The organism is Paenibacillus sp. P2(2022) (assembly GCF_029522175.1).
Lineage (GTDB): Bacteria > Bacillota > Bacilli > Paenibacillales > Paenibacillaceae > Paenibacillus > Paenibacillus polymyxa.
Genome location: NZ_JAKWFI010000002.1, coordinates 391120 through 414658, shown reverse-complemented (window position 1 = coordinate 414658; position 23539 = coordinate 391120). Strand labels below are relative to the sequence as shown.

Below are 23539 nucleotides of genomic sequence, written 5' to 3'. Positions count from 1 at the left end.
CTCCAATCCAAAGGTGGATTAACCATGTTCAATGGATTGAAGCGTCATCACTGCCTTGCACACCAAATGATTTTCCCTAGAAATCGCAATTTCTAGCTTGCAGGTGCGGCGACTCATCTCAAGCAGCAACGGACGAAGAACGACAGCATCCTCAATCTGTACTGGTCGAATAAAATAAGTTGTCAAATTATCCAGCACATAATCCTTGCCGCTCATATCTCTAGCTGCCCGGTAGCCCGCTTGTGTCATCACGTTGACCAGTACGCCTTCCGAGATCGTCCCTAAATTGGTAGCCATCTGTGGAATGATAAAGCCGCGAAAAAATAATGATCCGTCCTCATTACGCTCCTCAGCAAAACCGTTCCAGATCAACTGGTCGAACGTCTCGCCAAGTTGTGGCTGCTTTTGGGCGTTACGCAGCGCCTCCAGCACCTCACGCCGTGTAACGGACCCGAGCAGCTTACGGTTGCGGTCCACGACCGGCAAGTAATCTACACCTTCCCATGCCATCATTTGAGCAGCAGAAGCCAGCGAGGTCTGGTAAGTGACCGTAATTGGGTTACGGATCATACATTTATCCATCGTATGCTCAGGTTGAAGTCCTTCCACATCTTTACGGCTGACGATACCAATTAAACGATTCCATTCATCCACTATGGCAAAATGATGATATCCCGTGGTCGCTGATAGCTCTTCAAATTCGGTCAGCGTGCTGTTGATTTTCAAGGTCAGCGTCTTCGGTTTGCTGGCCGCAATGTCTTCAATCAACATAATTTTCTTTTTGATCAAACGGTCAAATATCGCTCTATTAATCATAGAAGCCACGGTAAATGTATCATGACGCGAGGAAATAATCGGCAGGCTGATCTGGTCTGCAAGCTGCTTAACCTCCCGACTCGTACCGAACCCCCCTGTAATCAGCACACCTGCTCCTTGCTCTAATGCAAGCGAATGCGCATCCTCTCGGTTACCTACGATCAGCAAACTGCCTGCGTCAATATAACGAGCCATGGCTTCCTCACGCATCGCCCCGATCACATACTTGTGCAGCGGCTTCTCGAGCCCCTCGCTTCCGCCCAGCACATGTCCCTCTACAATATTCACGACATCCGCAAAGGTCAGCTGCTCAGACAAGCCGCGTGGACGCTTCTCCACTCGTACTGTTCCGATCCGTTCCTTGGTAATGACAATTCCCAAATTCTCTGCTTCTTTCACAGCCCGATAAGCCGTGCCTTCGCTAACGCTCATTTCTTTAGCCAACCTGCGTACAGAAATTTTGGAGCCTATTTTTAACTGCTCGATATGACGCAATAGCTGCTCATGCTTCGTAACTGTTTCATCTAGCCCGTCCAACTCTGTTACACCCCCAACGTTCAATCTGTATCATTCTGTATCTATTATACCACAAAACCCCTTTGTTTTAGACCCTTGTTATTAGGATATCTTTGCTTTGAAAATAACAAAAAAGCGGTCCCTTGTTACAAGAGACCGCTTCGTACTAGGAGAAACACTTACAGCATATTGCCTTTGTCAGCTTTGTTATCCCATTTCATCTGCCACTGCTGCATTTTGGCCCGTCGCACACGCTCCAGCGTTTTACGCTTTTCCTCATCTACACCCAGCAAAAAATGCAGGTTCGCTCCGATGACAAGCAACGCAAAAAGTACCCATACCATCCCAAAGCCGTTGACCCAATTCAAACCACCTGCCAACGAGATGCGTGGTAATGCGACCAATACCATAGCCAATGCAATCAGTGTGTACAAACCGTGTTTCCATTTTTTAAATGAACCCAATCGTATCCCTTCCTCTCCCTGTGACTCTATGTATCTAGTCTATGAGAGGACAGGAAGGAATATGAGACAAACTTACAGAGACGAACCGTACAAATGTTGAAGACTGTCCGCAATAATCTTATTTACGTCCTCAATAATCACACTCAAGCGACGTTCAGCGTCAAACAGACGACGGATGTTGAGGTTCAAGCTGAGTACCTCGAACATTTTTTCCATCTTTTCCATCTCTTCCTGTGCTGGCATATCGCCGCTCATCATCCGCTGTTGCACTTCCATTTGGCGTTCACGGAAATCGTCGAGCATTTTCTTGGCTTCTGGATCCGTTTCAATCAGCTTCATCGCTGACGTAATTTCCTCTACCTCTTTGCTTTCTTTCAATGCTTTTGCTAAATCATGGGCTTTGTCATAGATATTCATGATTGTTCATTCCTCCATTACAAGTTTTGTGTCAACATTTCACATTGTCCGTCAATCACCAAGGTATATATGTCCTCATATGATGAATCAGTGCTATTACAGCCCATTCACGTTTCCCGTTACTTTCAAGACATCAAGTTGCTGCCCGGAAGGAGATCCACGATGTCCATCAAAAAAACAACGATTCAAATCATCGGATCGGGCATCTTGCAGGATGACGTACTCATGGTCGGCGAGTCCCTGCTTCGCAAATGGAAAATATCCGCAGGCCACCCCGTTCAGCTCGCCTTCGGTTCGTTCCGCCAAGAGGTTACCGTCATATCGGTACCCCGATACAGCGGTCTACGCGTGGGAAGCGTACTGGCCCGAAAAATGGGGCTTCATGCCAGTCATGACAGTTGTAATCTGCGAGTAACCTACAGCCGAGGCCGCCGGACACTTCGAGTGGGCCCACTTATTAGCGTGCTGGTTAGTCGGGACTATCCCGAACAACCCGACAAGCCTTTCGGGTCGATCACCCTGTTCTGCCGTGAACTAGTCGGGGAATGCCGCAGACAAGGAGCATATGTGTATTTCTTCACCCCGGAGCATATCGGAAGTCAGCCCGGGCGAGTTCAGGGATGGGTGTATGACGGAGGCTGGAAAAAGACGGTCATGCCTGCCGGCGATGTCGTCAATAACCGGCTTACCTCCCGTAAACTCGAGAACAGAACTAGCGTACAGCATTTCATGAAAGAAGTAAAATCGCAGTACGGCACGGCCTTTTTTAATGAAAAGTTTTTGGATAAGAATGAAGTGTTTGATGCACTCAAATCGAATTCTTCCCTACGCAAGTATTTACCCGAGTCCCACTTGCTGCAAACCTTTGCCGTTTTCAAAAAAATGTGCACCCAGTATCCCTCTGTTTTTCTCAAACCCGTGCGCGGAAGCCTTGGTAAAGGCATTATGCGCATTAACAAGCAAACCGATGGTACCTTTTCTGTGCTATCCACAACAGCGGGCACACCCCGAAAGCAAACGTACGCCAACGTCGATAAACTGTACAAAAGCTTAGCGGGAAAAATGAAATCGACACGCTTTCAGCTGCAACAGGGCCTTACCTTGATTGATCACGGTAAACGTCCGGTCGATTTTCGCGCGCTTGTACAAAAAAATGCGTCTGGAACCTGGACCGTAACATCCATTGTCGCTCGGATCGCCGGAGGCAGCCACTTTGTATCCAATCTGGCAAGAGGCGGTACGCTCAGTACAGTCAAGGAAGCACTGGCCAAAACCACGCTGCCCGCAACTGTTAAATCGAATGGTCTTACCTCTCTCAAAACAGCAGCACTGGATATCGCAAGCGGAGTAGAAAAGGCAATTCCCGCCCATTTCGCGGAATTTGGTATTGATTTGGCGATTGACAGCACGGGGCGTATCTGGTTGCTGGAGGTCAATTCCAAACCATCAAAAAATGACAATACGCCGTTAAATGATCAGAAAACCCGCCCGTCCGTAAAAAAAATGATTGAATACTGCTGTTATTCAGCCGGATTCAAATGAATCCATCTCTTCCAGAGTCCGGCTGCCAAAGGAGCTGTTGTCGGTGTCTCTTGTTATGCCAGGCATGCTGGGCGTGCTTGTTAGCCGAAAGCAGGACGCTACTCCCCCTATTACCGAAGCCGATTTCTGTCGCAGGCTAAGCTTGTTGGGCAAGCGCTCTGGTATTAGCGTAATGGCGTTTACCGCCGAAGGAGTTTCACCTGAAGATCATTCCATACGGGGTTATGTTTATCGTGCTGGAGTATGGACATTTGGCCGCTTTCCCTTGCCGGATATTGTTTATAACCGCTGTCTCCATATCCATGAGAGCCAGAATGTCAAGCGCACACTGGGAGACATAGCGGAGCAAAAGTCGCGCAAGCTCATCTACTGGTCGCGTAACTTGCCTGGCAAATGGCAGGTGTATCGCGCTCTGCATACGGTAGATAAAGTACGGCCCTTTGTGCCGCCTACGGCCCCATACCGGGATACGACCCAGCTTGTGGAGTGGCTGCAACGCCATTCGGAGCTATTTATGAAACCACAGTCCGGAACACATGGCAAGGGCACGCTGTATCTCCGGCTGGCGGAAGGAGGTCAGGGACTGTACGTACAAGGCAGGAACTCCCAAAACCGCCCGTTCCGTCGCTTGTTTACTGAATTGGATGCAGGATTGTCATGGATTGACGGTATTGCACACAAACGCGCCTATATCGTGCAGCCTTATTTGAAATTAACAAGCCAAAGCAATCATCCCTTTGATGTTCGCGCGCTCATGCAAAAGGACGGCAACGGCTGTTGGCGCCTGACGGGCTTTGCCGTGAGGGAAGGCAGAAAAGGAACTCTGACTTCCAATCTGCACGGTGGGGGCGAAGCCCATCCGGCAGAGCCTTACCTTCGTGAACAATTTGGTGTGGACAGCACACGTCTCATCATCGGACAGATGATAGAGCTGTCCTTGACCATTGCCGGGGCGTTGGAGGAACGCTATGGCCGCCTTGGCGAGTTGGGAATTGATTATGGTATTGACCGGAGCAGGAATATCTGGCTGTTGGAGGTTAATTCCCGCCCTGGCCGGGCCTCCTTTTTTCAGACTCGTCAGCCAGAGTGCGCTTTTCGGTCGGTCAACCGCCCGCTCGAATATGCTCGATATTTAATGACCCATTCCAAAGCGACAGGGCCAAAGGGCGCGGGCGCCTCCCTTGAACATACGGTATAGGAGGATAAACAGATGAGTTTAACGCATTGCAATGTGCATTTCTCACAGCAGCCCGACAAGGTGGCGTATATATCCACTGCCTTGTTGAAAAGCCTTAAGTTATCTGGAGCCAAGTCCATTCGTCTGCGACTTGGCAAGGATCAGATTCCCGCAACAGTAAAACCCATTCAGAAGGCGGGACGTCATCTATACTTGACCTCCGGCTTGCGTAACGCAATTCGTGTTCCCAAAAGCGGGTCTATTTATTTGCGGAATCTAGACGGAGATGTTCAGCTTGGACCGTTGATTGGAGTATTGTCTGATGCTACTAACTCCACCACCCGCCCTTTTGGATCACGCACAGGCTTTATTAAGCAACTTTTGAAGGAAGGCAGCAAAAAATCTTATATTTTTGCCTTCACCCCACGGGATATCAACTGGCAAAATGATACGATTAACGGCTATTTCCTGTCATCCAGCGGGGAGTTTACACGTAAACTCGTACCTCTGCCGGACGTAATTTATAATCGTTTGCCGAGCCGCCGCTCAGATTTTTCCCCAGCGATTAATCAACTACGCGAACGCTTTTCCCGCAAACGAATTCCTTTCTTTAACTGGAGCTTTTTCAATAAATCCGATATCTATCATCTGCTGGAAAATAATCCAGAGGTTAACCGTTATGTCCCTGAATCCTATATGAATCCCAGCTCTGAACGTATCCGAGGTATGCTGGAGCGGCATCAATTTGCTTATTATAAGCCAAGTAGCGGCAGTCTGGGCAAAGGAATCTATCGTCTGTCCTATGTCCCCAAACAAGGATACTATGTGAGGTATCGGAAGAAAAATAGCAATGTACTGCTGCGGTTTACCACTTTTAACTCCATGCTGCGGATGCTTCACTCCAATAAGGGACAGACGCTAAAAGGCTACGTCATTCAGCAGGGCATTCAACTAATCGAGATTGATAATTGCCCGATTGATTTCCGGTTTCATATGCACAAAGACGGCAATAACCAATGGGTCGTCGTTGGCATTGGAGCCAAAAAAGCCGGACGTGGCAGTGTCACGACTCATATCAAAAACGGCGGTTCCCTGATGACACCCGAGCAAGCACTCGGTCGGGTATTCGGAGACCGAGCGGGTGAAGTGCTTCAACGTGCCAAGAATGTAGCAGTTACGCTAGCAGAAGCCATTGAATATCACCACCAGCATCTACTGGGTGAAATCGGGTTCGACCTGGGCATTGATCAGGATGAAAAGGTATGGATGTTTGAAGCCAATTCTAAGCCAGGTCGATCCATTTTTCAGCATCCATCGTTGCGTGCGGAGGGTAAAGCATCCGTGGAGCATATTTTGGACCACTGTCTTTACCTCAGTAAATTCCGCAGAAAAGAGGAACTATGAATACCCGGGCGGAGCAAAAACCAGTTGTTGCTGTATTGACAGTGCACGACGATGAACAATTTTTCAAAGGAAATCAGCGAAACTTCAGGGATATTCTAGAAACGGGAACGCGCATGGGGTATCAGGTGTACATTGTTACTGTCAGGGACTTGAAGCTGGCAGATGAAACAGTGAAGGGCTACATCTACAACAAAAACTCACAGATATGGGAGGAACAAGATTTCCCATCTCCACAGGTCATTTATAATCGTATCCCCAACCGTAATTATGAACTTAAAACTTCTGTGCGCGCAAAGCTGGATGAAATTTCACATGCCTCAGGCGTTGAGCTGTACAATCCGGGCTTTTTTAACAAATGGGAACTGTTCAAATGGCTCCGTACCTCGGAATCCACTCGTCAACTTGTTCCAATTACCAAACGGTTGAGCAACCTGTCTTCCTTAGGAAAAATGCTGTCTGCATATCCATACCTGTATCTCAAACCGGAAAACGGTAAGGCCGGAAAGGGAATTATGATTCTCAGATTCAACCCTGAGCATCTGATGGCATACAGGTTGACCATTCAACATGACAAAAAAAGCATAACCTACCGATCTGTATCCTTGTCTCGGTTATGGGGACGTATTCGCCGAGAAACAGGCAACTCGCCTTATATCATTCAGCAGGGTATCGATCTGGCAACCTATCAGAAAAAGCCCTTCGATTTGCGGCTTCTGGTGCAAAAAAATGCCCGTGGCGCATGGAGCATTACCGGAGTAGGCGCCAGACTAGCGGGTAAGGGAAGTATTACAACACATGTTCCGCGTGGGGGAAGTGTGGAGGATCCGTTCAAGCTGCTATCCTCAATCTTTGGACCTGAGGACAGCACAGATTTGCTGGATAAGGTTAAAAGTACGGCCATTCAGATTGCACGTCAAATTGAACGCGCATCCGGTCTTTCTCACGGTGAAATGTCTATGGATTTGGGCGTAGACACACTCGGGACCCTCTGGTTTTTTGAAGCCAATGCCAAACCGATGAAATTCGACGAGCCCGAAATCCGTCAAAAATCACTTAGACGTATATTTCAATACAGCTCCTTTTTGGCCGAACGAATGAAATAATCTCAAGGAAGTGGAATCATGCCGCAAATTAGCGATGTTCAACATTTGCCTGCCCGGAGTTGGGTACTGAGACGACGACAGTTGCTGTTTCTGGCTCGCAGTTCGGGCGGCATGCGCATTACTCGCAATGCTCTGCGGCAGTTGGCTGTTTTAACGCCGGAGCAATTGAACACCCCTGGCTCCTCCCTCCTGTGCGCATATGTGCGCACGGAGAAGGGGCTACGGATTGCGGGATTTTCCCTCGCTCTGAATTATGGGAAAGATGCTTGCATCGTGATTGTTCGTCCGCTTTACCGGGGCCGCAGACTGGGCGCTAGACTGCTGTCCGCCCAGCTCCAACAGCTGCGCCGTCTGACGTGCAGCGTAGCCACCGACAATATGGCCAGTCTCAAAACCTGTTTCGGCGCTGGACTTATTGCGCATGAAATGACGACTGGACCGACGGGAAAGCCCACGCTGATATTTTGTGGGGAGTTGTCCGAAGATGAGCAGACGGCAGAGGAAGGTGGAATGCTGTGCCAAAACCTGTCCTAGGCATCATGACTTTGTATTTGAACAGTAAGAAGCAACTGGAGGAACGTGACATATATGAACGCATGATCGCAGAAGGCAAAAGGCTGGGGCTGGATATGTATGTATTCACTCCTGCGGATGTCCATAAGGATCGCAGACTGCTCCTTGCCCAAATTTATGATCCACATAGCGGTAAATGGACTCGAAAATGGCGAGAATTTCCGGATATGATTTTCGACCGCTGCCGAGTGCAGCGCAGTGAGCGGTATCGTCAATTAAAGAAATTCCGATTGCAGTATACAGACCTTGTTTATTTAAACCGACCGCTGAGCAATAAATGGGCCATTCATCAGCAGCTTGCGAGAAAGGCTGCCTTTCGCCCCCATCTGCCTGCAACAGAGCCGTTCGATGGATTTCATAGTGTAAAGCGAATGCTCAAACAGAATTCACTAGTATACCTCAAGCCAATTAACGGCACAGGAGGCCGCGGCATTTTACGCATTGAGCCTGTTAACAAGCAGAGTGGCCTGTATCTGATTGAGGGACGCAATCGCAAGCGCCATATTATTCCCCAGCAACGGGTACGTCTGGATCGTCTGGAGCCGCGTCTGAGTAGCTGGAACATGGATAACTACATTGTTCAGGAAGGCATTCCTGTGCAGTTGCCGAATGGCAGGGTCCATGATTACCGTATGCTGGTACAGAAAAATAGCCAGGGAGTATGGGAGCTAACGGGATGTGCCGGGCGCATCGGGGCACATCGGAGTGTCACTTCCAACCTGCATGGCGGAGGCAAGGCAGTACCGATGAAGCAATTGCTGACGCAATGGATTCGTGATGAAGGCCACAGAGAGAAAATCATCAAGCAAGGGGAAAAGCTCGGACTGGACATTGCTGCATATCTGGAAGAAAGCTATGGGGCATTATGTGAGCTTGCGCTCGATTTGGCAATTAATAAGGACGGTCATATCTACGTGCTTGAGGTCAACCCGAAGCCGGCTCGCGAGGTATTTTCACGCATTGGCGAAAAAGAAACCTATCGTCGTGCCATCACCAAACCTATGGAATATGCCCTATGGGTCTACCACACTCAGATTAATCCGAAGCCGCAGACGGAACAAAAAGCAGAAGAACAAACAGAAGATAAGACAGAAAGTAAAGCAAAGGAAGGCTCCGCCTAAGTGGCTGCCTTCCTTTGTTTTGTTATCTGCTTAACATCGTTTGCATGTATTATTTATATGGTACGCCACAGCGATTTATAACGCTTATCTGCGTTTTCACCGTTACTCGGCGTTTTTATAAAGCGTAAGCAACTGCGTAAAGTCTGTAATAATCGCATCGGACCCTTCCAACTCATCATTCACACCAAATCCAGCATAAGCACAGCCGATCACCGTCTGTCCGTTCTTTTTGCCAGCTTCCACATCTGAGGAACGATCTCCTACCATCCATACATTCGAAATATCGTGCTTGCTCAACAGAATTTCTAGCAAATTCACTTTGGAAAGCGTACTGTATTCCCCAGCGCTGTACAGTCCTTCAAAAATAGGAACCATTTCATACGCTGCAGCGATCCCCTTTACATAATCCTCCAGCCCGTTACTGGCTACGAATAATCGGACACCTTGCTCATGAAGTGCCTGAAGTGTTTCTTTTACATGTGGATACAGAGCATGACTTCCATTCTTCAATCCCTCCAGCTCCAGCTGAAGCAACAACTCGTCCGCTCTTCTGTGAGCCGCTTCACTGGCTTCTGGCATCACTCTTCTCCAGATTTCATCCAGCAGCATACCCAAACTATTCAAAATAAGCTCCTCGGGAGGAGTCTCTCCTTCATAAAGCCCTTCGGCGCGCAGCGTATCAAACAGCTTGTGGTACGCAGGAAGCAATAGCGTCTCTGTCTGAAAAAGCGTACCGTCCATATCAAATACCATAGCCTCAGGTTTCTTCAACACAGGTGCATTGTTCATGTAGTTATCAGTCATTCCTTTCCTATGTAAGTTTACACTCCAACCCCTCTCATGATAAGCAATAAGAGAGGTCTGTGTAAACCTCATTGCGCATATCGTTAACTCTTATATTTTTTTAGAACAGTCCTAAAACAATGTAAACCGCCCCACATATCTGTGTGTAAAGCCCCCCGTGGAAGCTTAAGATCCACCCCACTCCAATACGAAAACCCCGCCTCTTCTATCCACTGTTCCATCGCTGAAAGGTCCACTGTAGGATAATCAAATGTCAGTAAAAGCATTCCGTCATCCCTTAACGTTCGGTGAAATTCACGCAAGGCTGCCAAAGATTCATCGGGGGTTAAGTGCTCCAACACTGATATACATACAATTTTGTCAAAACTGGCATCCTCATAGGGCAGAGCAGTTAAATTGGCATGTGCGGAGTGGAGCCGAACCGGTAAAATCTCCTGAATGCGCTCAGCAGCCTCCTCCCCAATATCCCGCCGCACCTCAGCCAAGATGGCATCTACAGAAACGATGCGTATATCCAAATCGCAGGCATAAACCTGAGCGCAACGGCGGGCAAGCTCGAATTTGAACGGGTGCGGTATTCCACAAGCCGCGTCCAATACTGTATCTTGCCCGGACATAAATTGGAGACACCACTCATACTCATAGGGACGACTCCACCAGCTTTGAGGGAGTCTGTAAATCATATTGGACGAATTGGGATCAGAATATACAAAAAAGCGAGACAGATACGGGTCAGCCATATTCATGAATGTAGCCTCCTTTGGAGATGTTTAGATTACTCTTGCTACACAGCATAATTCATGACCCCGTTTCTCACCTTGAAGCTTAGCCAACAATCCCATTTGCTCTGTAAAGGCAAGCTCACCGTACAAAGGATGTGCTTGCAGCAAGGCATCCAAACCAGCAGGAAGCTGGCGGGTGAACAAAGCCACCGGGCGCAAGCCGGACTTTTCCAGCAAGAGCGTCAGTGTATGATCCGAATAATGGTACAAATGATCTTCCTCCGTAAATAAAGGCGAGTGAACGCCATAGGCCTCGTTGGTAAACGAGTTTTTATTGGGGACCGTAATATATAACGTTCCATCAGGTTGAAGCTGATCACGCAAATCCGTCAAAAATGTGATCGGGTCCGCGATATGCTCCAGTACATGCCAGCATGCGATGGCTTCGTATTGGTGCTCCAGAGGTAAGTCCGCTTCTTCCTCTAAACTTTCAGTCTCAATCCCTTCCTGATCTTCATGATCTCGGTGAATTTCCACAGTTTGTTGTATTTGAGCATCTAATTCTGTTTCACCGTTCCAATAGCCTGATAATAAATCTACCTCATATTTGCATTTGGCATAGGCACGCGAGTCACTGGACGGCTCAATGCCCACTGCATTCCAGCCAGCTTGAAGGGCAGCATGGATAAATTCTCCGGTGCCTGAGCCAATCTCAAGCAATTTTCCTTTTCTGGGACTGAACATATCGAGCAACATAAGTCCAAAAAGAGCATGATCCCCATAGGTGGACGTCGCCGCACTATCCCGCATAGCAACCCAATCGGCATTATAAATCTCTGCTATCATTTCCTCAGACTGAATATGATCTACATCCTTACGAAAAACCAATCCACAGGAGCCGCATCCCATCAAGGTAAAGCGTTGATAATCATGAAATACTACCGTGTCAGATGAGCCACACAGTTTGCATTTTACACTCTGCTCTGCTCCTTTCCCCTTCTCCGTAGCATAAAAGGTGTCCTTGGCTTCACTTTTTATTTGTAGTTCGGGTTTGTTCATGACCTGTACACTGGCCACCTTGGCGACATCCAAGGCGTTCACCTGATGGTCAGGTTCATATTCTGATGTAGGTTCTTTTTCTGTATTTTTGTTGTCCTGATCCACCCAGAGCGTGAGTCGTGGGTTCGGGTCCAAAATGGATTCATATTGCTCTTTCCATCCATAACGAGCACTTGGGTCAAGCAGCTGGTACCGCTCAAATTTAGCCATGCGAATAGCAGGTGTATACCAACCCCAATGTTGAATACGGTAGTTGCTGATCTCTGTGGGAAGGTCAAGTACATTTTCGGGTAATCTCCCACAGTGCAAGGACTGCTCCTTCCATTTATAAGGGAACCCCTCTTTATAGCGAATTAAAAAAGGACGGTAATACCGATGAGCCTGCCAATAGTCATCATCACGGTAATGCGTCGAAGACCACATATCAAACAACCTGAAACAAATCGTATCCGCTTTCGTTCCCGCTAACAAAGAATGTACCCCTTGGGCAAAGCGGGATTCGAACATTTCGTCAGCATCCATGCTTAATATCCATTCGGGAGAAGAAGCCAATGTCTCTCTCCACTGCTGCTTTCGAAGTTCGACTTCATTGATAAAAGAGGGTGTTTCATTGCGGATCAGACGCAGAGGGATTCCTTGTAAGATTTCCCGGCACAACGCTCCGCTATCGTCATGACTACCATCATCAATAATGACTGCTTCATCAATGTATTCCCGGTGACTCAGCAGCACGTCTGTAAGCTTGCGATCTGCCTCATTGCATACCGTCATGGTCAGCGTCAATTTAGGATTAGAGACAGGCGGTGTATAAAGCTCACTTTGTCGTGGACCAGTGAACGCCGGGGGTACAACAAACGAATCTGCCGTGTACTTGGCAAAGACAGCAGTTTCGCGGAGATCATCGGGTATAACTGGAGGTTCGTTGAATTTAGGGGTTCTTGACGATGCTGGACGATTGAAGGCTGGAGAGCTTGGAGAAATATCGGAGTGTTCCGCATGTGTTACATGCTCTGGGCGGTTCGATGTAAAGTACTTTAGGGTGAATAATAGCTGTTCTGCCTTCATTCGATCGGCTTCCCGATATAGATGCATTGCCGGATAGTGTGTGTCTACAAAAAGTGGAAATCCAAATGCAGCCGCTCGAATACAAAAATGTCGATCTTCTCCCCAATAAGAAACGTTTTTGATTTTACCAAAATGAATCCCTGCTTCCAGCGCCCGTCTGCGGATTAAGGTACACGCCCCTAGACCACCCACCTCATACAAACCTGGAACATGCAACTGGTGTATAAAATGCAACTCACGTTGCGCTCGCTCCTCTGCGGACAACACTTCGCCATCTTCACGATGGAACAAGTTATATTCATCACTAACCCACACTTGAGGCAATAGCGGTCCTTCCGGTTGCCAGCGTGTCCAGAAAATCTCTGATACAATATCCTTCTCCGTCTCCACCAGCCTGCACAAGGTACGGGAATGGAGAACCAGGTCTGAATCGACTAGAAACAACGCGTCATAATTGTGCTGAAGTGCATAATCAATAAGACGATTTTTAAAGCCAGCCACTTTCCAGACAAGAGCAGGCGGCCAATAATGAGTGTGCTCATCACTTCGGTTCTCCACTTGCTGCGAGCCTGTTAACAAGGGTAAAACCCGTCCCGGAAGTCGATTGGAAAAGTCAACTAGCCACTGGCTTGAAATCGGATTGTCATTATCATCGACAAACAAATAATCCGGTAGCACGTCAGGTGCCTCCAGACGCTCCAATGCTTGAAGGAACAAAGACAAAATTTCCGGCTTCTGGTGCACCGGGCTGCCGATTAGTATACGCATGTGTCAACGCCTCCATCAGGCGGAAGCCTCATAACCATTCCCCCTCCATGTCCTAACGCATACCATAATTGCGACCAAGCGATATGGGAGTGAGCGTGGTATGAATGGACTTACACCTGGAAATATCAATGAAAACGACATCAATACAAAATACAATTTCCCCACTCAACGATAAAACCCATCCTGTCGCACATCCTAACCCGGAACGTCACCCACATCTTCAATCCATACCCTTCCCCCAAACATCCAGCTTTGATTTTCTAATTTATTAGAGCAGAACTGAATTTATGATCATCATATCCCCTTTACATGTTCAAGCCGAATTACTACATAATGAGCAAGCTATCCTAATAAAATGGAAATTATACCAAGTTTTTTGGGAGGGACTAAGAGCATGGTGACTGTCAGCTTATGTATGATTGTCAAAAACGAAGAAGAAGCCCTTCATACCTGTCTGAAATCAGTCCATGACCTGGTGGATGAAATCATTATCGTTGATACTGGATCTACCGATAGAACCCAAGAGGTCGCTGCATCATTCAACGCTCGGATATACAACTTTGAGTGGTGCGATGATTTCTCCGCTGCCCGTAATTATGCGTTTGATCAGGCCACGCAAGAATATCAATTTTGGCTGGATGCCGATGACATACTGGAAGAAAAAGATCGACTATCCTTTCTCAACTGGAAAAAACAAGCCACCCTCTCTTATGACAGCATTACAATGGATTATGTGCTATCCGTAGATGAACAAGGACAGCCGTTGTATAAGCTCAAAAGAAACCGAATTGTACGGCGTGATCGCAGATTCAGATGGACCGGATTTGTTCACGAGTTCCTGAATGTAACAGGCAGCATCTTTCACAGTAATATGGCGGTGACTCATAACAAAACACGAGCTTATACTGCTCGTAATTTGCACATATATCTCAAGCATCGGGAGCAGGGCACCGTATTTTCTGAACGAGATCACTACTACTTCGCCAATGAATTATATGATAACGGACGCACACTAGAAGCCATTCAGCAGTACGAACATTATCTAGGGCTAAATCAAGGATGGATAGAAGATCGGATTGCTGCTTGCTTTAAGCTTGCGGATTGCTACGGTCGTCAAGCACAAAAACAGGAGCAACGGATGGCACTGCTCCGCACACTTACCCTCGATGTACCACGCGCCCAATTCTGCTGTGCTTTCGGCAATTTGTTCATTGAAGATGAGCAGTATGCTCAAGCCATTTATTGGTTTCATCAGGCGACGCTGATTGAGCCCCCGCAAAATGTGATGGCCTTAACCAATTCGTCGTACTATACCTGGTTTCCACACTTGCAATTATGTCTCTGTTATGACCGAATCGGTGACATCGAAAAAGCAAAATCGCATCATCGCATAGCCCAGTTGCACCATCCTACTCATCCAAGTGTTTTATATAACGAGCAGTATTTTGCACAGCTAGACCAAAAATAATATTCTGTTGAGCGCCATTGAAAAAGTCGATTTCTTTTGTAGAAAATCGACTTTATTAGCTACAATCTGCTTTGTTTACAAGTTACTAGTTTTATAGATAGGAAAGGCCACCTGCACGTGATGCTTGCAGATGGCCTTTCCTATTCGTCATACAAGACTCCTTCAGAACACCTTTTTCCGGTCTCTTTCTCCCTTCAAAATTTCTACTGACTCACGGAAACGCAACGAATGAATCACCTCACGTTCACGCAGAAACTTCAAACTATCCTGCAAATCCACATCGTCTGTCAAATCAATCAGCCACTGATATGTAGCTCGCGCCTTTTCCTCTGCCGCAATATCCTCATACAGATCAGCAATCGGGTCACCTTTAGCTTGGATATAGGCCGCTGTAAAAGGCACTCCGGAAGCGTTTTGGTAAAATAACGCATGGTCGTGTGCCGCATAATATTCGCCTAGACCGGCTGCCTCCATTTGCTCCACACTCGCATCCTTGGTTAGCTTGTAAATCATAGTCGCAATCATCTCGAGGTGCGCAAATTCCTCCGTGCCGATGTCATTGAGTACACCGATCACTTTATCGGGAATCGTATACCGCTGATTCAGATAGCGCAAAGCCGCTGCCAGCTCGCCATCCGCTCCGCCATACTGCTCCATCAGCAGTTTGGCCATATGAGGATCACATTTACTGACACGTACGGGATATTGCAGTTTTTTCTCATATACCCACATTTATGTTCCTCCTTTATACAAAAGGTTGTACGATTCCCTACCTATACCTGCCACGGCCAAGGTGATTGGCTCCACTCCCAAGGATACTTGGAATAGGCACGACCAAAATTCTGTAAGGGTCCATATAGGAGTTGATACTCGTTAGCAATCGCCGTTCTTTCCTGTGTCAGCTTGTTGAACTGTTCGATGGCCTGCAAATCATCCGGGTGTGTATCCAGATACAAATTCAGTTCCACCAGCACAAAATCCACCGCTTGGAGCTTCTCCAATAGCGCATAAAACTGGGCATCACCTGGCTTGGTTTGAGGCGCATAGGCTTGGGGCGTATAACCTTGGATCGGTTCTCTGGGTTGACTATAGTCCTGGGCTTGATTTTGATACTGGTTCTGATATTGATATTGGTTCTGGTATTGATATGAATTTGAATAAGGGCTTTGAGACTGATTCGGCTGTTGATGTCCACCCTCAGGCTGATTTGGCTGTTGGAATTGATTTGGGGACTGACCCTGATTTGGATTCTCCATTTTATTCGCCTCCCCCCTGGTTTCTCCTAGGCTCATAAGGACTGTAAAGCAATGGCCATAGCGTTCCTTTCGTCAGTGCCTCCTCTGGACTGAATTGTGGCAGACCAGGGGGCTGAAATTGTATAAACAAGTTTGGCGGGAGCACATAAGTCTTGCACAGAACGGGCGGACACGGATCGAACGGGCCGACAAACGGGGCATACTGACCTTGCTGTGGAAATTTCACGGGCCGGAACCTCCTTTAATTGATCCATCTGCTTTACTATTCAACATATGCCGCATCGCCCAAGTCTCGAACAAAAAAATAACGGATACAAATTTTTGTTCAAAGAAATAAACTATACAACTGCTGCTCAAGCTGATTATGGCATCCTCCCCGCTATCTATATTTCGATTGAATTGCAGTAGTAACTAACTCAAAAAGAGCCTTTAAAACCACGGTAACGTGGATTTAAAGGCTCTTTCTTTCCGCACTCTATATAACTACATATCTGAACTAATCATGGCTATCTCTGTGGATTAGGATTCCTCATCGTTAGAAAGCTCATCTTCAATGACAGGCTCAGTTTTACGGTGAATTTTCACTCTCATAATGCGAAGCCTTGTTGCTTCCTCCACTTCAAAGGTCAGATTATAAAACTCTATTTTCTTCCCTTTCACCGGACTGCCTTCCAATTCCTTGAACAGCCAGCCTCCGATGGAATCCACTTCGTCGTCTTCAATGTTCACTCCAGTTAAATCATTCACATCCTCAATGAGCATACGACCGTCCACAGAGATAAAGTCTTCCTTCATTTCCACGCTTGGACGTTCATCCTCAAACTCATCATAGAGATCCCCGACGATTTCCTCCAGAATTTCCTCCGCTGTCAGCAGACCGGCGGTTCCACCGTATTCATCCACCACGAGAGTCATTTGGGAATGCTTTTTCTGCATAAGGCGTAGCACATGACTTACTTCCATGGACTCAGGCACATTCAGAATAGGACGCACCACCGAGGCCAGATCCAGTTGCTCACCCTGCTCAGCTAACAGAAGATCTGTAATATGGACAAAACCGATAATCTGATCTTTATCTTCAACCGCTACCGGGTAACGGGAATGCTTGGTCTCACTGATAATCTTCAAATTTTCCTTAAACGACAAATTCGTGTACAAGCAATCCATATCTGTACGCGGCAACATGATTTCACGAGCAAGCAAGTCGGAAAAATCAAAGATATTATCCATCAGCTTGATTTCATCCTTATCGATTACACCGCTCTTGGCGCTCTGATTCATCAATATACGGATCTCTTCCTCAGAATGTGCCGCTTCGGCTTCACTCGCCGGCTGAATGCCGAATGCCCGTAACAACATGTTTGCGGCAGCATTTAACACCCAGATTACAGGTAGAAAAACCTTATAAAAAAGCAGCAAGGGCGCCGATAAAAACAACGCCACACCTTCAGTCTTTTGAATCGCCAAAGACTTGGGAGCCAGTTCGCCCAATACAATATGCAAAAAAGTAATGACGCAAAATCCGACGACAACGGATACCGTTGTAATCAGTGTACCGTCAGTTACACCGAGTTTGTGCATGAGTGGCTCTATCAGGTAGCCGGATATTGCTGGCTCACCAATCCAGCCTAGCCCCAATGAGGCCAGCGTAATGCCCAATTGGGTGGCAGACAGATAAGCATCCAACTTTTGGTTCACCTTCAGCGCATAGCCTGCCAGGCGATGACCCTCACTTTGGAGCTGCGTCAATCGGGATTGGCGCATTTTGACCAGCGAAAACTCTGCGGCCACAAAAACACCGTTTAGAAAGACAAGCAGCAGTACCAAGAAGAGATTCACCCCTAGCAATCCCCAATGAAACTCGGTATGACCATCCAATACGAACTCCCCATTTCTTTAGTTAGCATTTTGCACCATTCGACTTGTAAGTTATTCAATTCAGTATTTATGATCGGAAACTGTAATTAGAATCATGTAAAAATGCTTATAATTGCAAAGCTTTTCTTGATTTAAAGTCTACACCCTTGTAATACATATCTGCTACGAGTAGGTTTGGTCCGCAACACGCAGCCGCATCACAATGACAGTTCACGGTCTGATTCAGCGGATGCTCATTCAGCCATTCACCGAAAATATTATCTAGACTGTTTTCCTGAATGTTTCCAAAATCTGGAATGTCTGCAAAATCCGTCACATATACGCTACCCGTGAACATATTCACATTTACACGGTTTCTTCCGTCTGGATCATTACGCACCGTAATATTCGGTTCTTGTCGCAAACGGCGAAGCAATTTACGGTCTTCCTCCCGCTCTGAACAAGCAAAGAATGGTAGTGTACCAAATAACATCCACATATCCTGATTCCGTACATCCAGCAACTTATCAATCGAGTTCCGCATATCGTCAAGGGACAGTACAGGCAAGGCAGAAGCAAAATTCGACGCATACATCGGGTGAACCTCATGCCGGCGGCATCCCATTTCGTTGATCAACTGATGAATGCCTCCTAGCTTCGTATGTGTCCGATAATTAATCATGGACTCAGCTGAAATGAACATTCCCATTTCGCTCAATTCGCGTGCATTCTCTATCATTTTTTCATACAGGCGCACAGCACCCGCGCGTGGAGTCGGACGTCCGGTATTTGCAAATCCCACTTCATAAAAATCGTCAGCATTTAAATAATTAAACGATATATGCATGACATCCAGATACGGAAGCATCTTCTCATATCTTCGGATATCCAATGTCAGGTTGGAGTTGATTTGCGAACGAATACCGCGCTCTTTAGCATACTTCAACAGCGGAACGATCACATCGTCCACTGTTTTATCAAGCAAAGCAGGTTCTCCGCCTGTAATACTTATTGTCTCCAGATGCTCAACTTCATCCAGGCGCTTCAGCATCAGATCTAAAGGAAGAAAAGGGGCCTCCTTCATAACCAGCATGTCACCGACGGCACAATGCTCACAGCGCATATTACATAAATGTGTTACGGTCATTTCCACACTTGTAAGCAAATGACGACCATGCGTACGCAGTGATACAATCGGGTCCCACGGATCATACGTTGGCGATATTTGGGGTAGCGTGTTATTTTGTAGAACTGTCATTATGTTTTCACCTTATTTCTGTTATTAACCTCAAAAGACGTATAATTATCATATCATGATGTGTAAAGTGTCTGCATGCTTTCTTCCACATCCTCTGCTAATCTACGTGAACTCCTCCGAAAGGACCGGTAGCTGCACCCAATGTGTTTGTAATCATAACCGAAAGGGATACGGACAAATCCACATCATAAGGCGCCTTCAGTTCCTGTCCATCCTGGTCTCTTACAATACGAATGACAGGCCTTTGCGGGATTTTGGGGTGTATACGCACTACGACTCCCTCTTCCCCTGTGTTGAGCACCACAGAGAGCCCCAGAGGATAAATAGCTACACAGTCACGAAAGGCTTCCAGCATCCGCTGCTCATACAGCGTTCCTGCCCCGGCGTATAGCACCTCCATCGCTTCATAAGGCAGCAAAGCCTGCTTGTATATTCGACTTGCCGTCATCGCGTCATACGAGTCCGCCAGACCGATCCATTTCGCATATTCGTGGATTTGGTCCTTTTTCCAACCATGTGGGTATCCACTGCCGTCAATACGCTCATGATGCTGTAATGCACAATGAGCTGACAACAAGGGAATCCCGGGTTCGTCTTTAAGTAGCTTATAGCCGATCACTGTATGTGTTTTCATGTGCTCATATTCCTCGTCCGTCAATTTACCCGGCTTATAGAGCACTTGAGGTGAAATCTTCATTTTACCGATATCGTGCAGTAATGAACCTATCCCTAGCTCCATGAGCTGGTTATTATCGTAGCCATTGGATATCCCCAGGACTAGTGAATACAAGCATACATTCAAAGAATGATGATACAAATCCTGATCCGCAGCCCCGATATCCATCAACATTATGATGGCATCCTGGCGGCCTCCAATATCGTCCAGAATGGATTCCATTACCTTATAAAAAGACTTGCCAAAATATTTGTGCTTATGATCTACGGAGTAGGATGACAAACCCTGAAACTGCTTTTTGATTTCCTGTAGCGCCGCCGCCCTTGTCTGTTCATGGATCATCTCGGGTATGACGATATCTTCTGTCACTGCATCCTCAATGTATACATATCCAATTCCGACTTGGCCTAGACGTTCAATCAATCGCGAAGTAAGCTCAACACCTTCCGAGAGCAGCACCATTCCATTTTCATTGTATATTTTTTTGCCCAGCTTCATGCCGGCTCTCAATAATGTAACAGGTACCAGTCGCAGCTTAATCCTCTCCCGATTGTTTTGATACCTGAAGCCACCTAGCTGCAAAACATTCTTCCATCGCGCCCGGACGCTTCAACTCCATTTCAATCAAATCCCGTAAAAATTCTGGAAGCATAAATTGGAGATCTGTTCCGTTCGCAAGCACCTTATAGCCTGCTTTGAAAGTGAACATATCCAACGTGCCCACTGTGTATTCCTCATCTTCTTCCAAGGTTTGACCCGCTACACGAATGTCCGTCACTTTTTCATAAGGAGCACGGTCCGGATCATACTGAATGGTCAACCCTTCCACACACATGGTGCCAAGTACTTTGCCTCTAAAGCCAAAGCCGGTCATGGGCTTGTCTGTAAATTCAGGCAGCAGGGACTGCTCCAGTGCCAACCGAATGTCTCTTCCCCGCAACTTCATAACACAGGGATTAATCGGCGATGGGCATAAGGAATGTAGTATTCCTTTGCTAATATCTCCTTGAGGCAACGGACCAAGCAGTTGACCTGCATTGACGAGGGCAATTTCGGTTCCTGTAAAATGGGATACCGATTGTGCCAGCAAATTCCCGAAAGGGGACTCCTCATTATAGGCGATCTCCAATTCCCGATCCGTTACTGCCACCGTGCTCTCCATGGCGCGTTCTGCTTGTCTGCGATGCAACACAATGGCCGATGCCACTTTTTCGTCCAGCAGCGTCTGATTCACAGGAACTACGCCGCCTGAGGTAACTCGAAACGGTTCAAGACTATGGTTACGGGTTAGTGTCACTTCACCGAGCAACGTTCCGAACTTCCCGGCCCCACATAGAACGGTGTTCCCGATCTGAAGCGGTTCCTCCAGCACATGGTGGGTGTGACCACCAAGAATAACGTCAATCTCAGGAAACTGGGACGCTAATTTCTCATCAGAGGGTAAACCCAGATGAGACATCACGACCACCACATCCACCTGCTTTCTGAGTGCCGCAATCTGCTTCCCCAGCACCTCAAACGGATCAAGCACATCCCAGCCCAACAATTGATAAAACTCTGTAAAAGGAGCCGTCACACCTAGTAAACCGATCTTGATTCCTGCTTTGTTCAAAATAACGGATTCCTTCATCCACGAAGGATTCCTCCCCGTAGCACGCTCTGTCAGATTGCCACATACAACTGGACAATGAATGCCTGCATATGCCTGTTCAATCATATCCGAGGTAAAAGTCAGTCCCTCATTATTGCCGATCGTAATTGCATCGTATCCTGTCAGATTAATCACATCCACATTTGCCCCACCGAGCGTTCCTTCCGTTTCGGGGGCCATCCGATCCATGTGGTCTCCTATGTCCAGCACAAGAAGCGCATCCCCTGATGCAGCTCTTCGTTCATTGATCATCGCGGCTATCGAAGGCATACTGCCAAAATGACTATGGATATCATTGGTATGCAAAATGGTCAACGTTTGCCGAGTCGTCATCTCCATAACCGCCCTCCTCTATATTTTATATATCGACTTTGGAGCTTCTAATGTTTAAGCATACCATGTTATTTAGCAATATGGTACATATGAGGTGGACATAGATAGTGAAAATCATTGACATTACCTTCTATATGTAACTCAGAGGTGACGGGTCCTTGGGACCTATTTTACAGCTTGGAATAATAGTAAATTAGTCGTTGTCATCCCATATAATTCTTGATATATTAAGTTTGTTTCGTATTTTCGACAAATTTACGACAATAAGGAGGTTAGCGCATGAGAGTTCACGTTACCGATGCCAAGCCGGGCGATCGCCTCAAATCCGATACATACAATGGGCATGGTGTGCCTGTCATGATACAGGGCACCGAGCTTCAGCATGACGATATTTCCAAGCTCATTATGCACGGTGTCGATTATATCGACATTGATGCTGGTTCTACGAGCATTCCGGTTGGCTTTGCCCCCGATGTTCCAGCTTCCCCCGAGTCCCTTAAACGCGCCGTTCCCCTCATAGAGCAGACGATCAGCGGCTTTGAAAGCATGTTCCTCGAAGCTTCCTCAACTGGAAAATTTGATGAATATCGAGTTGATGAGCTGTTCGGCCCTCTCGTTTCAGAACTGGCTCGTCAAAAAGATGTCGTATCTCTGCTGTTAATTATGGAACGAGGAGACCACTATACCTATAATCATTCTCTCCAAGTAGGCATACTGTCATATTACATTGCCACTTGGCTAGGATATACAGAGGAAGAGGCATATGCCGCTGGTAAAGCTGGATATTTACACGATATAGGCAAGTCCATGATACCGGATGAGATTTTGAACAAACCGGGTAAACTGACACCTGAAGAATTTCATGAGATGAAAAAGCATTCTCTGTATGGCTATGATATTATTCGCAATTCAACCAGCGATGAGATTTCAGCAATCGTCGCCTTGCAGCATCACGAGCGCGAAGACGGAAGTGGGTACCCCCATGGACTGTTCAAGGAAGAAATTCATCCTTTTGCCAGCATAACAGCTGTTGCCGACGTATACAGCGCGATGATTTCCAATCGTGTGTATCAGACGAAGCAGGAGTTGCTGACTGTATTACGCGAGCTGCACAGTATGAGTTTTGGACATCTAAATCCAGAAACTACTCAAGTGTTCATCAGACATATGCTACCGAATTTTATTAATAAGCAAGTTCTATTGACTACAGGCCAGACAGGAACCATTATTCTGAACAATCCTGTGGATTACTTCAGACCGTTAGTAAGAATTAACGACGATGAATATATAGATTTATCCAGGGAACGCCATGTATCCATTGATGAGATTTATCTGGAATCCTGATCTGCCACTGCCACCCCGCGTTACTTTGTTTGTATGGAATGATTGTTCGAAGCACAGGTTACACGAATGAAAAGAGACTGTCCTTAATCCGTAGGTTTTTCCTACAAGGGACAGCCTCTTTTTGTATTACGGATATAAGCCTAAT

Annotated in this window: 21 protein-coding genes; 8 read left to right on the top strand and 13 right to left on the bottom strand. The window is 46.9% G+C overall.

The window, feature by feature from the left end; genetic code table 11:
• Window positions 1–18 precede the first annotated feature (18 nt).
• The 3 genes from MMB75_RS09130 to MMB75_RS09120 all read right to left on the bottom strand — a co-directional run bounded on the left by MMB75_RS09130 (window position 19) and on the right by MMB75_RS09120 (window position 2213).
• The gene (locus tag MMB75_RS09130) at window positions 19–1353 is read right to left on the bottom strand and encodes a DRTGG domain-containing protein (RefSeq protein WP_013370334.1); all 1335 of its coding nucleotides are present in this window, start codon (window positions 1351–1353) and stop codon (window positions 19–21) included.
• Between the two features lie 158 nt (window positions 1354–1511).
• Window positions 1512–1796: a hypothetical protein gene (locus MMB75_RS09125; protein ID WP_039276954.1), complete on the bottom strand. Its 285-nt coding sequence runs from the start codon at window positions 1794–1796 to the stop codon at window positions 1512–1514.
• Window positions 1797–1868: 72 nt separating this feature from the next.
• Window positions 1869–2213 (bottom strand): YlbF/YmcA family competence regulator, encoded by a 345-nt coding sequence (locus MMB75_RS09120; RefSeq protein WP_016819612.1) that lies wholly within the window; start codon window positions 2211–2213, stop codon window positions 1869–1871.
• Between the two features lie 162 nt (window positions 2214–2375).
• Here MMB75_RS09120 and MMB75_RS09115 point away from each other — a divergent pair, with 162 nt between their 5' ends.
• Genes MMB75_RS09115 through MMB75_RS09090 form a run of 6 tightly spaced genes read left to right on the top strand, consistent with a single transcriptional unit; the run spans window position 2376 to window position 9133 of the window.
• The gene (locus tag MMB75_RS09115; protein ID WP_016819611.1) at window positions 2376–3755 is read left to right on the top strand and encodes a YheC/YheD family endospore coat-associated protein; all 1380 of its coding nucleotides are present in this window, start codon (window positions 2376–2378) and stop codon (window positions 3753–3755) included.
• A 43-nt stretch (window positions 3756–3798) separates the two neighbouring features.
• The gene (locus tag MMB75_RS09110; RefSeq protein WP_045243939.1) at window positions 3799–4953 is read left to right on the top strand and encodes a YheC/YheD family endospore coat-associated protein; all 1155 of its coding nucleotides are present in this window, start codon (window positions 3799–3801) and stop codon (window positions 4951–4953) included.
• 12 nt (window positions 4954–4965) lie between these two features.
• Window positions 4966–6336: a YheC/YheD family endospore coat-associated protein gene (locus tag MMB75_RS09105; protein WP_016819609.1), complete on the top strand. Its 1371-nt coding sequence runs from the start codon at window positions 4966–4968 to the stop codon at window positions 6334–6336.
• Complete coding sequence (locus MMB75_RS09100) at window positions 6333–7439, top strand: YheC/YheD family endospore coat-associated protein (protein WP_017425918.1); 1107 nt, start codon at window positions 6333–6335, stop codon at window positions 7437–7439. The genes MMB75_RS09105 and MMB75_RS09100 overlap by 4 nt, the downstream gene beginning before the upstream one ends.
• An 18-nt stretch (window positions 7440–7457) precedes the next feature.
• Window positions 7458–7973 (top strand): GNAT family protein, encoded by a 516-nt coding sequence (locus MMB75_RS09095; protein WP_016819607.1) that lies wholly within the window; start codon window positions 7458–7460, stop codon window positions 7971–7973.
• A complete protein-coding gene (locus MMB75_RS09090; RefSeq protein WP_019686837.1) occupies window positions 7955–9133 on the top strand; it encodes a YheC/YheD family endospore coat-associated protein in 1179 nt (392 codons plus the stop codon). Before MMB75_RS09095 ends, MMB75_RS09090 begins: the two co-directional genes overlap by 19 nt.
• Before the next feature lie 102 nt (window positions 9134–9235).
• On the opposite strand, the gene MMB75_RS09085 is transcribed toward MMB75_RS09090, so the two are convergent.
• From MMB75_RS09085 to MMB75_RS09075, 3 genes are all read right to left on the bottom strand, one after another.
• Window positions 9236–9937 carry an HAD family hydrolase gene (locus MMB75_RS09085; RefSeq protein WP_016819605.1) on the bottom strand — a complete coding sequence of 234 codons (702 nt, stop codon included), beginning with the start codon at window positions 9935–9937 and terminating at the stop codon, window positions 9236–9238.
• 83 nt (window positions 9938–10020) lie between these two features.
• Entirely contained in the window at window positions 10021–10683 is a 663-nt protein-coding gene (locus tag MMB75_RS09080; RefSeq protein ID WP_016819604.1) for a class I SAM-dependent methyltransferase, read from the bottom strand.
• Window positions 10684–10707: 24 nt separating this feature from the next.
• Entirely contained in the window at window positions 10708–13551 is a 2844-nt protein-coding gene (locus MMB75_RS09075) for a bifunctional glycosyltransferase/class I SAM-dependent methyltransferase (RefSeq protein ID WP_045243940.1), read from the bottom strand.
• Between the two features lie 394 nt (window positions 13552–13945).
• On the opposite strand from MMB75_RS09075, the gene MMB75_RS09070 reads away from it, so the two are divergent.
• Window positions 13946–15019 carry a glycosyltransferase family 2 protein gene (locus tag MMB75_RS09070; RefSeq protein ID WP_045243941.1) on the top strand — a complete coding sequence of 358 codons (1074 nt, stop codon included), beginning with the start codon at window positions 13946–13948 and terminating at the stop codon, window positions 15017–15019.
• Between the two features lie 162 nt (window positions 15020–15181).
• On the opposite strand, the gene MMB75_RS09065 is transcribed toward MMB75_RS09070, so the two are convergent.
• The 7 genes from MMB75_RS09065 to MMB75_RS09035 form a co-directional block, all read right to left on the bottom strand.
• A complete protein-coding gene (locus MMB75_RS09065) occupies window positions 15182–15751 on the bottom strand; it encodes a manganese catalase family protein (protein ID WP_016819601.1) in 570 nt (189 codons plus the stop codon).
• A gap of 41 nt (window positions 15752–15792) precedes the next feature.
• Window positions 15793–16275 carry a spore coat protein CotJB gene (locus tag MMB75_RS09060; RefSeq protein WP_016819600.1) on the bottom strand — a complete coding sequence of 161 codons (483 nt, stop codon included), beginning with the start codon at window positions 16273–16275 and terminating at the stop codon, window positions 15793–15795.
• Window position 16276: 1 nt separating this feature from the next.
• Entirely contained in the window at window positions 16277–16501 is a 225-nt protein-coding gene (locus tag MMB75_RS09055) for a spore coat associated protein CotJA (RefSeq protein ID WP_016819599.1), read from the bottom strand.
• A gap of 293 nt (window positions 16502–16794) precedes the next feature.
• Complete coding sequence (locus tag MMB75_RS09050; protein ID WP_016819598.1) at window positions 16795–18153, bottom strand: hemolysin family protein; 1359 nt, start codon at window positions 18151–18153, stop codon at window positions 16795–16797.
• Between the two features lie 106 nt (window positions 18154–18259).
• Window positions 18260–19390: a radical SAM/CxCxxxxC motif protein YfkAB gene (yfkAB, locus tag MMB75_RS09045; protein WP_045243942.1), complete on the bottom strand. Its 1131-nt coding sequence runs from the start codon at window positions 19388–19390 to the stop codon at window positions 18260–18262.
• Between the two features lie 97 nt (window positions 19391–19487).
• The gene (locus MMB75_RS09040) at window positions 19488–20648 is read right to left on the bottom strand and encodes an HD-GYP domain-containing protein (RefSeq protein ID WP_019686832.1); all 1161 of its coding nucleotides are present in this window, start codon (window positions 20646–20648) and stop codon (window positions 19488–19490) included.
• Window positions 20602–22056 carry a bifunctional metallophosphatase/5'-nucleotidase gene (locus tag MMB75_RS09035; RefSeq protein ID WP_045243943.1) on the bottom strand — a complete coding sequence of 485 codons (1455 nt, stop codon included), beginning with the start codon at window positions 22054–22056 and terminating at the stop codon, window positions 20602–20604. Before MMB75_RS09035 ends, MMB75_RS09040 begins: the two co-directional genes overlap by 47 nt.
• A gap of 273 nt (window positions 22057–22329) precedes the next feature.
• On the opposite strand from MMB75_RS09035, the gene MMB75_RS09030 reads away from it, so the two are divergent.
• Window positions 22330–23394: an HD-GYP domain-containing protein gene (locus MMB75_RS09030; RefSeq protein ID WP_016819594.1), complete on the top strand. Its 1065-nt coding sequence runs from the start codon at window positions 22330–22332 to the stop codon at window positions 23392–23394.
• Window positions 23395–23539 lie beyond the last annotated feature (145 nt).

Excerpts from the sequence above, each read along its gene's own strand:
- MMB75_RS09120 (WP_016819612.1), bottom strand. The coding sequence starts at position 2,213 with ATGAATATCTATGACAAAGCCCATGATTTAGCAAAAGCATTGAAAGAA.
- MMB75_RS09115 (WP_016819611.1), top strand. The coding sequence starts at position 2,376 with ATGTCCATCAAAAAAACAACGATTCAAATCATCGGATCGGGCATCTTG.
- MMB75_RS09105 (WP_016819609.1), top strand. The coding sequence starts at position 4,966 with ATGAGTTTAACGCATTGCAATGTGCATTTCTCACAGCAGCCCGACAAG.
- MMB75_RS09100 (WP_017425918.1), top strand. The coding sequence starts at position 6,333 with ATGAATACCCGGGCGGAGCAAAAACCAGTTGTTGCTGTATTGACAGTG.
- MMB75_RS09095 (WP_016819607.1), top strand. The coding sequence starts at position 7,458 with ATGCCGCAAATTAGCGATGTTCAACATTTGCCTGCCCGGAGTTGGGTA.
- MMB75_RS09085 (WP_016819605.1), bottom strand. The coding sequence starts at position 9,937 with ATGACTGATAACTACATGAACAATGCACCTGTGTTGAAGAAACCTGAG.
- MMB75_RS09080 (WP_016819604.1), bottom strand. The coding sequence starts at position 10,683 with ATGAATATGGCTGACCCGTATCTGTCTCGCTTTTTTGTATATTCTGAT.
- MMB75_RS09075 (WP_045243940.1), bottom strand. The coding sequence starts at position 13,551 with ATGCGTATACTAATCGGCAGCCCGGTGCACCAGAAGCCGGAAATTTTG.
- MMB75_RS09070 (WP_045243941.1), top strand. The coding sequence starts at position 13,946 with ATGGTGACTGTCAGCTTATGTATGATTGTCAAAAACGAAGAAGAAGCC.
- MMB75_RS09065 (WP_016819601.1), bottom strand. The coding sequence starts at position 15,751 with ATGTGGGTATATGAGAAAAAACTGCAATATCCCGTACGTGTCAGTAAA.
- MMB75_RS09060 (WP_016819600.1), bottom strand. The coding sequence starts at position 16,275 with ATGGAGAATCCAAATCAGGGTCAGTCCCCAAATCAATTCCAACAGCCA.
- yfkAB (WP_045243942.1), bottom strand. The coding sequence starts at position 19,390 with ATGACAGTTCTACAAAATAACACGCTACCCCAAATATCGCCAACGTAT.
- MMB75_RS09035 (WP_045243943.1), bottom strand. The coding sequence starts at position 22,056 with ATGGAGATGACGACTCGGCAAACGTTGACCATTTTGCATACCAATGAT.
- MMB75_RS09030 (WP_016819594.1), top strand. The coding sequence starts at position 22,330 with ATGAGAGTTCACGTTACCGATGCCAAGCCGGGCGATCGCCTCAAATCC.